General features: G+C 41.6%; 15 protein-coding genes and 1 tRNA gene. 8 read left to right on the top strand and 8 right to left on the bottom strand.

Annotation, left to right across the window (positions count from 1 at the left end; translation table 11 throughout):
- From EWV60_RS19835 to EWV60_RS19820, 4 genes are all read right to left on the bottom strand, one after another.
- Window positions 1-1,857: NACHT and WD repeat domain-containing protein (locus tag EWV60_RS19835; protein WP_287234212.1), on the bottom strand; the 1,857-nt coding region annotated here is incomplete at its 3' end.
- Between the two features lie 65 nt (window positions 1,858-1,922).
- Window positions 1,923-2,318 carry a hypothetical protein gene (locus EWV60_RS19830; protein WP_287234210.1) on the bottom strand — a complete coding sequence of 132 codons (396 nt, stop codon included), beginning with the start codon at window positions 2,316-2,318 and terminating at the stop codon, window positions 1,923-1,925.
- Window positions 2,319-2,344: 26 nt separating this feature from the next.
- Window positions 2,345-2,767 (bottom strand): Het-E N-terminal domain-containing protein, encoded by a 423-nt coding sequence (locus EWV60_RS19825; protein WP_287234209.1) that lies wholly within the window; start codon window positions 2,765-2,767, stop codon window positions 2,345-2,347.
- Window positions 2,768-2,804: 37 nt separating this feature from the next.
- The gene (locus EWV60_RS19820; protein WP_287234207.1) at window positions 2,805-2,975 is read right to left on the bottom strand and encodes a hypothetical protein; all 171 of its coding nucleotides are present in this window, start codon (window positions 2,973-2,975) and stop codon (window positions 2,805-2,807) included.
- A gap of 277 nt (window positions 2,976-3,252) precedes the next feature.
- Here EWV60_RS19820 and rplS point away from each other — a divergent pair, with 277 nt between their 5' ends.
- The 6 genes from rplS (at window position 3,253) to rplA (ending at window position 5,962) form a co-directional block, all read left to right on the top strand.
- Window positions 3,253-3,615, top strand: coding sequence for a 50S ribosomal protein L19 (gene rplS / locus EWV60_RS19815; RefSeq protein ID WP_002754314.1), 363 nt, complete (start codon window positions 3,253-3,255; stop codon window positions 3,613-3,615).
- Between the two features lie 101 nt (window positions 3,616-3,716).
- Window positions 3,717-3,789 (top strand) — tRNA-Trp (locus tag EWV60_RS19810).
- A gap of 124 nt (window positions 3,790-3,913) precedes the next feature.
- On the top strand, window positions 3,914-4,150 hold the full coding sequence (gene secE, locus EWV60_RS19805) for a preprotein translocase subunit SecE (RefSeq protein WP_002737505.1): 237 nt from the start codon (window positions 3,914-3,916) through the stop codon (window positions 4,148-4,150).
- Window positions 4,147-4,764 (top strand): transcription termination/antitermination protein NusG, encoded by a 618-nt coding sequence (gene nusG, locus EWV60_RS19800; RefSeq protein ID WP_002735925.1) that lies wholly within the window; start codon window positions 4,147-4,149, stop codon window positions 4,762-4,764. Before secE ends, nusG begins: the two co-directional genes overlap by 4 nt.
- A gap of 3 nt (window positions 4,765-4,767) precedes the next feature.
- Entirely contained in the window at window positions 4,768-5,193 is a 426-nt protein-coding gene (gene rplK / locus EWV60_RS19795; RefSeq protein WP_002735897.1) for a 50S ribosomal protein L11, read from the top strand.
- A gap of 55 nt (window positions 5,194-5,248) precedes the next feature.
- Entirely contained in the window at window positions 5,249-5,962 is a 714-nt protein-coding gene (gene rplA, locus EWV60_RS19790) for a 50S ribosomal protein L1 (protein WP_002742736.1), read from the top strand.
- A gap of 75 nt (window positions 5,963-6,037) precedes the next feature.
- On the opposite strand, the gene EWV60_RS19785 is transcribed toward rplA, so the two are convergent.
- A complete protein-coding gene (locus tag EWV60_RS19785) occupies window positions 6,038-6,361 on the bottom strand; it encodes a hypothetical protein (protein WP_287234202.1) in 324 nt (107 codons plus the stop codon).
- Window positions 6,327-6,614 carry a BrnT family toxin gene (locus EWV60_RS19780; RefSeq protein ID WP_002792451.1) on the bottom strand — a complete coding sequence of 96 codons (288 nt, stop codon included), beginning with the start codon at window positions 6,612-6,614 and terminating at the stop codon, window positions 6,327-6,329. The genes EWV60_RS19785 and EWV60_RS19780 overlap by 35 nt, the downstream gene beginning before the upstream one ends.
- Before the next feature lie 440 nt (window positions 6,615-7,054).
- On the opposite strand from EWV60_RS19780, the gene EWV60_RS19775 reads away from it, so the two are divergent.
- Both EWV60_RS19775 and EWV60_RS19770 read left to right on the top strand, forming a co-directional pair.
- Window positions 7,055-7,189, top strand: a complete 135-nt coding sequence (locus EWV60_RS19775; protein ID WP_287234200.1) for a hypothetical protein — start codon at window positions 7,055-7,057, stop codon at window positions 7,187-7,189.
- An 83-nt stretch (window positions 7,190-7,272) separates the two neighbouring features.
- On the top strand, window positions 7,273-8,196 hold the full coding sequence (locus EWV60_RS19770) for a bifunctional riboflavin kinase/FAD synthetase (RefSeq protein WP_287234213.1): 924 nt from the start codon (window positions 7,273-7,275) through the stop codon (window positions 8,194-8,196).
- Here the strand turns inward: EWV60_RS19770 and EWV60_RS19765 are convergent.
- Together EWV60_RS19765 and EWV60_RS19760 are read right to left on the bottom strand one after the other, a co-directional pair.
- Entirely contained in the window at window positions 8,193-8,465 is a 273-nt protein-coding gene (locus EWV60_RS19765; protein ID WP_002754305.1) for a hypothetical protein, read from the bottom strand. The two genes, EWV60_RS19770 and EWV60_RS19765, sit on opposite strands and share 4 nt — an antisense overlap.
- A gap of 6 nt (window positions 8,466-8,471) precedes the next feature.
- Window positions 8,472-8,828: hypothetical protein (locus EWV60_RS19760; RefSeq protein ID WP_287234197.1), on the bottom strand; the 357-nt coding region annotated here is incomplete at its 5' end.

Raw genomic sequence — 8,828 nt, 5'->3', positions numbered from 1 at the left:
AACGCTTAAGACATAGCTATCATGCCCCTTGAGGGTGCGGATTTCTTTGCCTGTTTCTACATTCCAGAGTTTGATAGTCTTGTCCCAACTACCGCTCACCAAAGTCTTGCCGTCGGAGCTAAAACTCACACTATTGACACTGCCATTATGCCCTACTAAGCGATTAGATTCCCTTCCTTCAACCAGAATCTTCTGCAAAGCATGAATTACCTTCGTGTTGCTTGCGTTGTGTTTCTGCAAAATTTTTCCTGCCTTAATCGCTTCAACAATAGCATCTAATTCTTTTCCCTCTTCATTAAAGAGATGCAAAGAATAACCACTGAGAGAATTTGCTAAACTAAGTTCTGTATCAACTTCGCGCCGTTTTCTTTCTGCTTCGATTTTTTCTCGTTGCTTTTGATAGTGATAACTAGCTTTAATAAATTTTACGGCTACATCATCTAAATTAGAAAGTGATTTTTCTTTGATAAGATTGACAATCCTTTTCAGTTTAGAACCTCCCCAAAGCTCACTACTCGCTTTTACTGCATCTTGCTTCTGTAAATCATCCCACTGTTTAGCATCAGCATATAAACGACTTCTCAGAACAATTATCCCCTCCTTTTCTCCAATTAAATCCTGTAACACTTTCCAAGAACGAATTAACGCCTCATGCGCTACCTCAACCGTTGCTTTCCCGTCTTCTCCCTTACTCACCAAAAGACGATTATCTATTAATTGATAGAGAACCTCCCTTTGCATTTCCTCCTGTTCAAAACTCGATTTATCCGCCCTTCTGCTAACCGCTTTTTCCCCTTCTAAACTAATTAACTCTAGAAAAATTTCCTCTGCTGCTTTCCTTTGCACCTCATTAAATTGACCATAAATTTTATCCGCTTGTTTTTCTAGCGCACCCGTTACCCCACCAATATCTTGATAAATCTTAATATTTAAAACCCGCTCTTGAATATGATTTTTTTGCCACAATAAATCTAATGTATATTGTAACAGAGGTAAAGAGCCGGCCTGTTCATAAAAATCGGCAATAATTTGATTAATTAATCCCTTTTCAAAGATTACCCCATTTCTCGCCGCTGGTTCAGCAATAGCTAATCTTAACTGACTTTCATCCATATCCGTTAACATCTTGCTATACTGATCATGGATTTTTCCTAAACTGGGATAAGGACTTAATTTATCTAAAAAATCCGCCCTTATCGTCATCACAATTTTGACTAAACTATCATTATTGTCAATTAATTTAATCAAACTTTTAATAAAAATATCTCTTTCTGTCTTCGGTGTACGAGTAAATAACTCCTCAAATTGGTCAATAAAAATAAACCATAAATCAGAATTATTTTTTAATCCTTCAACCACCTTAATTAAAGTATCTTCCTTAACAGCTTGTGCTAATTTCGCTTGGTATTGTTTATATCTATTCCCTAAAAGACAACCATAGAAAGACTCAAAGGGATTAACATCAGGAACAAAAGTTAAATTAACCAATTTATTTGCGCCAAAATCATCCTTTAACTTAGGAATTAAACCCGCTTGCACGAGAGAAGACTTACCACTTCCCGACGCACCTAAAAGCAATAAAACATTCTTTTGCTTTAAATAATCAGTTAACTCAATAATCCAATTATCTCGCCCAAAAAACCTATCCTTGTCATCTACCTCAAACTTCCTTAAACCCAAATAAGGTGAACCCGTAATTAAAGGTTGAGACTGAATCTCAACTCCTGACTTTTGGGTGATAATATATTGATTGATTACACCCCCACTAATATCACCTGCAATTCCCTTAAATTCACCATCACCGATAAGACCTTTAACATCACCCCCTATTTCTAAATAATAACTTTTATCAGTCATTTTTGCTACCCCAAAATTATTCTTTTCAAGTTAACTTTAAATTGCAGTTTTAGAATTAGCAATTTTTAAGGACTTCCTACTAAACCAAACAATTTAGCCAAACCGCATAAAATCGTTACAATTAAAGCGACTAAAATCCCTCGACTGACAAACTCTTGATTCTCTAAGCGCTTTTCCACGCCATCATTTTTTCCCTCTAAACGCTTCTCAATACCATCAATTTTTCCCTCTAGACGCTTCTCGACACCATCAATTTTTTCCTCCAGACGCTTCTCGACACCATCAATTTTTTCCTCCAGACGCTTCTCGACACCATCGATTTTTTCCTCCAGACGCTTAATTTCACCTTTAACTTCACTAAGTTCAATCTTAATATCAGTAACATCTTTTTGAAGATTATCTAACTTTTGATTGATTTGAATTAGAAAATCTTTAAGTTCTACCTCAACAGTAATTGACATAAATTTCCCTCCTAAATAATCCTCAACTAATTAATATTCTGACTAATATTTCCGCCACTAATATTTCCTGCAATTCCCTTAAAAGTACCATCTCCCACCATTCCCTTAATATCATCACCAACATTAATATTATACTTACCTGCGGCAAATTCTTCAGGTTTTAATTGCTTAAGTAATTCTTCTGCTGTCTTAATAACCTCTGCATCTCTATCAATTTTTGCTTCAAGTAACTCTTCTTTGAGAAGTGTTTTTACCCCCTCTGAATCTGGTTTTTTCTCATGTTTATCGACGATATCACTATCATCTGTTTTCCCTTTTTCTGCAAATTTCTTCTTAATCAACGCTTTTAAACCCTCATAAGCATCCTTAACCGCTGTTCCTGCCGTATCCTTAGCAGCAGCAACCGCACCAGCAGCCAACGCAGCGAGAATTAGAGAAATCGGTTCCATTGCCTGAGACTCCAAATTAGATATTGCTGACTCAATCTTAGATCAAAGCAAAGTATCTGACGCGATTATGGCGCAGGTATTGGGCGCAAATGGCTTGCTCGTCGGGGTTGTTGGCTACTACTATAAGCTGGACGTAGGGGACTTGCTTGGGAATAATATCCCAGCCAGAAAATCGCCCTGTAGAAGAATCAGACCAGCCAGATAGCATATTATCAAAGCGTAAGTCCCTTAGCTGCGGGGACTCTCGAAGGACTTCCCCCTACTTAGGGTGATCAGCACACTTGAGCGATCGGAGGGCGCAGGTTCCTGGCACTTCTACAGTAACGGATTTTGTCCACAATGTAGGGGCGAACTGCGTTCGCCCAAAAGATACATTATCAAAGCGCAAGTCCCTAATCCCGTTTAGATCATATTTCATTTAGACGAGAAAGGCTGTACTTAAAAAAATATGGTATGATAGGAAATTGTCAGTTTTACGAAAGCCGATGAAAACGGAAGAGATTATCAAATCAATCGAAGCCGAGTATCTCAAGAGCGATCTGCCCATTATCCATGTCGGTGACACGATCCGGGTAGGGGTGCGAATCGTTGAAGGAGATAAAGAGCGGATTCAGCCCTACGAGGGTATTGTCATCGCCAAACGCCATGGCGGTATCAACGAAACGATTACAGTACGCAAAGTCTTCCAGGGTGTGGGAGTAGAAAGAGTTTTCCTGCTCCACTCGCCCCGGGTTGCCAATATCAAGATCATCCGTCGTGGTAAAGTACGCCGGGCGAAACTCTACTATCTGCGCGATCGGGTTGGCAAAGCCACCAGGGTCCAAGAACGTTTCGATCGCCCCCTCTAAAAAATTTCCGGCGACAGCCTAACCAAGAAAGTTGCTTAATCGCCAACAACTACGCTATAATAAATAAAGGCCTTAAAAAAGCCCAATAGTTTAGCGAATGGGCGCTCTTAGTTCAGTTGGTAGAACGCAGGTCTCCAAAACCTGATGTCGGGGGTTCAAGTCCTCCAGGGCGCGTTTGGTAATCACCAAGCCGATAATTGCAAAGGACATAATCTAAATGTCTGGGGGTTAGTGTGGGTTGTCCGGTGAAAATGATAAGTTAAGGATAGCTTGAGTATCATTTTAAGGAGTAGCGATCGTGGCCAAAAAAGAAACCCTAGAAAAAGACGCGAGCGACAAGAAAGAGGGAAGCTCCTTTCAGGTCAAGGAATTCGTCAATGAAACCAAAGAAGAACTCGCCAAAGTCGTCTGGCCTTCCCGTCAGCAACTTTTGAGCGAATCGGCGGCGGTGATGTTAATGGTGACTTTAGTAGCCACTCTCATCTATCTAATCGATAAATTCTTTGCCTGGGGTGCGGGGAAGGTGTTCCCATGAATCTAGAAGAAGAGCAGTTTCCCGAAGAACTCAATCTTAGCGGCCTACCGAAAAAACCCCGTTGGTATGCCGTGCAGGTGGCTTCTGGTTGTGAGAAACGGGTCAAAGCTAATTTGGAACAGCGCATCCACACCCTCGATGTGGCCGATCGCATTCTGCAAGTTCAGATTCCCCAAGCGGCCACCGTCAAAGTCCGCAAGGATGGTTCACGGCAACACGGTGAGGAAAAAGTCTTCCCCGGTTATGTCCTGATCAGAATGATCATGGATGATGACGCTTGGCAGGTGGTGAAAAACACCCCCCATGTGATCAACTTTGTCGGGGCCGAACAAAAACGCCACTACGGACGCGGCCGTGGTCACGTCACCCCGCTACCCTTGAGTATGTCAGAAGTTGATCGCATCTTCAAACAAGCTCAGATTCAAGAACCCGTCGTCAAAATCAATATGGAAGTTGGCGATCAAATCTTAGTCCTATCCGGTCCATTTAAGGACTTTGAAGGGGAAGTGATCGAAGTTAGTCCCGAGCGCGGCAAACTCAAGGCCCTGCTCTCCATTTTTGGTCGGGATACCCCGGTCGAATTGGAATTTAATCAAGTCGAAAAACAAAACTAAATCATGGCTAAAAAAGTCGTCGCAATTATTAAACTAGCTTTACCTGCTGGTAAGGCTAACCCTGCTCCTCCGGTCGGTCCTGCTTTGGGTCAACACGGGGTGAATATTATGGCGTTTTGTAAAGATTACAACGCTAAAACCGCCGATCAGGCCGGGATGATCATCCCTGTGGAAATCTCCGTTTTTGAGGATCGGAGTTTTACCTTTGTCCTCAAAACTCCCCCCGCTTCCGTTCTCATCCGTAAAGCGGCTGGTGTGGAAAGAGGTTCCAACGAACCTAACAAGAAATTTGTCGCCACCATTACCCGCGACCAATTACGCGAAATCGCCCAAACTAAAATGCCCGATCTTAACGCTAACGACATCGAAGCGGCCATGAATATTGTGGCGGGAACGGCCAGAAATATGGGTGTCAAGATCTCAGACTAAATCTTATTTCGGGGAGAAGTTAAGCTTCGTTATTACCCAAGGAGCAACAAATCAGATGGTAAAAAAAGTTTCACGACGTTTGCGAGATGCCCAGGCTAAGGTAGAAAATAAAGCCTACGAGCCATTAGAGGCACTAACATTATTAAAGGAATTAGCGACGGCGAAATTCGACGAAACCGCCGAGGCTCATATTCGTTTAGGTATCGATCCTAAATATACCGACCAACAACTGCGGACAACGGTCAGTTTACCTAAAGGAACCGGACGCACGGTGCGGGTAGCGGTGATTACTCGCGGGGAACAGGTGCAGGAAGCGAACAATGCTGGGGCCGATATCGTTGGTTCAGAAGAATTAATCGAAGAAATCGCCAAGGGGATGATGGATTTCGAGGTGTTAATTGCCACCCCCGATATGATGCCGAAAGTGGCTAAATTAGGTCGTCAACTCGGTCCACGGGGTTTAATGCCCTCACCGAAAGGGGGAACCGTAACCACGGATTTAACGGGGGCAATCTCTGAGTTTAAAGCGGGTAAATTAGAATTCCGGGCCGATCGCACTGGGATCGTTCACGTTCAATTTGGTAAAGCTTCTTTTAGTGCTGAGGATCTGTTAGTTAATTTGAAAGCTTTACAGGAAACGGTGGACAGAAACCGTCCTTCCGGGGCAAAAGGTCGTTACTGGCGCACAGTTTACGTTTCTTCCTCCATGGGGCCATCGATTCAAGTGGATATTAGCGCCCTGCGGGATCTGAAATTAGCAGAAGGTTAATGACAGTTATTTTTCTTTGAAAAAGCCTCCAATCACTTGGAGGCTTTTTTTTTTGTGATTTTATCTATTCTAAGATCATTGATTTTCATTTTTTGGTTCTTCTATAATCAATACAGCCTGATATTGTCCTTCTTTTAAATTTGAAGGAACTTGTACGGTTAATTGACCTTCGTTATTAACGAATGCTTCAACTTCAATGGTTTTCATGTTAACATATCTCTCTTCATTTTCTGCTATAATCTTAATGGTAGAAGCATCCTTATCTGCTAAAGAACGAGCATACTTTCCTCTCACTGCACTTTTTAAATGAGACTCCGTTAAAACCTCAGAATAATCATCTAACATTTCATCATCTTTGATGGGATCATTGATTACTTTGTTCATAGATTTTTCTTTCATGTTTAGTTACTCTCCTAGCACTAATGATTCTGATGTTTCCTTGTCTTTCAGCATGAACAACTAAAAGCAAGCGGTTTTGACTAGAATAACCAATTGTCAAAAAACGATCTTCTAAGATTGAATGAGTGGGATCATCTAAAGTAAAAGAATAGGTATCTTCAAAGACAGTTTTAGCCTCATTAAAAGAAATATCGTGTTTTCTCAGATTTATCTTAGCTTTGTCTTCATCCCATTCAAAATTAGTCGTCACCATCTCAATTATACACAATAAATAAAATATAGCGTTTCTGATTCAGAAGAGGTACATTTCCGATCCTGAACAGCTTAATCAGCAAAGATTTAAGTGTGCCGCACAGATGCGAGAACCGCTATAAGTGGTATAAAAATCGCCCACCTTACTAAGTACCTAAGCAAAATTAATTACACATATCTAACTACCTCTTGCCTCCTGCCTTTTGCCTTTTGCCTATCTTCACTAGGAAATTAATTTTGCACGACTACTTATGGTAAACCGTTAGTTAACTAAAGTGCGATCACCTTTCGCTAGATACTTCTGGGATCGCTCTATGATTAGCAACAGGATTAGAACCAAAGAAACAAAAACAAGAACCTTATGCTTGATTCAGATTGGGAAACCACAACAGCACGAAGAACAACCACAGACGACCAAAACAAGAACGAACTGAACAATTAATGAATGCTTGTTTCCCTCATCTTTCCGGTGCAATTAATTGGGAATGCCAGGCCGATCGCACCGGGATCGTTCACGTTCAATTTGGTAAAGCTTCCAAAGGCATCCAAGGGATTGGGGGTGTTTTTTTGGCTTAATCGCCCGATTGATATAGAATCAAAAGGCTACACTCAAGATTAATCGCTTGAATTATTCTCTTGTATCTGTTCTTAAAGCCAGCGTGTGGATTGTAGATTCCCCTAATACCCGTATTTTAGCCCCTAGTGCGATCGCTCTTGGTAACTTTGATGGTTTGCACCTAGGTCATCAAACCGTCCTACAGCCAATTTTTCAGGATGAACCCGCTTATCCCACCGTTGTTAGTTTTACTCCCCACCCGCGGGAATTTTTTACGGGGGAAAAATGGCAGTTATTAACTCCTCTAGGGGAAAAGGTAGAGGTTTTAGAGAATTTAGGCGTTAAACAATTAGTTTTACTGCCTTTCTCTGCTCAATTAGCTTCCCTGACTCCCTTGGCTTTTATCGAACAGATTTTAGTAGCAAAATTACAGGCTAAATCGATCAGTGTTGGTCAAGATTTCCGCTTCGGTTATCGTCGTCAAGGTACAGCGGAAGATTTATTACAGATCGCCTCTCAATTTAATATTAAAGTCGAGATTGTTGCTTTAAAAAACTGTGGGACGGGTCGAATTAGTAGTTCCCTAATTCGTCAAGCTTTGGCAGCAGGAAACGTTGAGCAAGCCGGACAAATGTTAGGTCGTCCCTACAGTTTAACCGGTCGTGTGGTCATCGGGCAACAACTGGGCAGAACATTAGGTTTTCATACCGCTAATCTACAGGTTCCTCCCGATAAATTATTGCCGCGACTGGGGGTTTATTGCGGTTGGGTGCATCTCGATGGTTCTCGCTTACCGGCAGTTATGAATATCGGTTATCGTCCCACGATCGAGGGAAAAACTATCAGTGTGGAAATCCATTTATTGGATTGGTCGGGCAATGTATATGATCGTATTTTAACGATGGATTTAGTGCAATTCCTGCGACCAGAACAGAAATTTAATTCTCTCGATCGATTAAAAAATCAGATCGAGATAGACTGCGATCGCTCTCGGTTAATTTTAACTTCTGTAACCGACAACTCCTAATATTTTTGATATTCTCTTTCTACTTTACCCACCGCTTTCAATAAAGGAGAATCGAGGGGATCGATCCAATCAGCTACTTCTCGCGCTAATCCTAGGGTAACAATGCCTTGAGACGGTGGTAATTGACCAGCTAAAGCCTGACTTTTGATGGTTTTTAGGACAGAAATTAAACCCTCAATCCGAGTCGATCTTTCTGTTTCTCGCATCTGTTCGGCCACGGTAATAGCTTGGTCAATTGATTGAACTAATTCCCTTATTTTCGTTTCCATAATATTCTAGTGACACCAAAGAGATGTAAGCGTTAGTCCTCGCCCCTCTCCCCATTGTATATTGGCATCTCGCGAGTCTTTAATAAAAGTTTGCTGACCACCACCGTGATAACAATAAGGTGGATTCTGGGGGGCGACAATTCCTTGATAAACCGTTGTTCCCGCCGGCAAAGTCACCGATACTACTTTGGTCGCTTGATTGGGAGGATTCCACTTTTGATCGAGGGCTAAATTCCTGATCACTTCCACATTGGTGGTATATTGATCCGTGGTCAGAAAACGACCTTTTTTGTAATTTTCGTCACTATAATAACGGAAAAAAGTCTGGGGTTTTTCTAGGGTAACTGCCTGACATTCACTATT

The sequence above is a fragment of the Microcystis sp. Msp_OC_L_20101000_S702 genome (assembly GCF_007095705.1).
GTDB classification, from domain to species: domain Bacteria; phylum Cyanobacteriota; class Cyanobacteriia; order Cyanobacteriales; family Microcystaceae; genus Microcystis; species Microcystis ichthyoblabe_A.
This window is presented reverse-complemented; position numbering and strand designations above follow the sequence as displayed.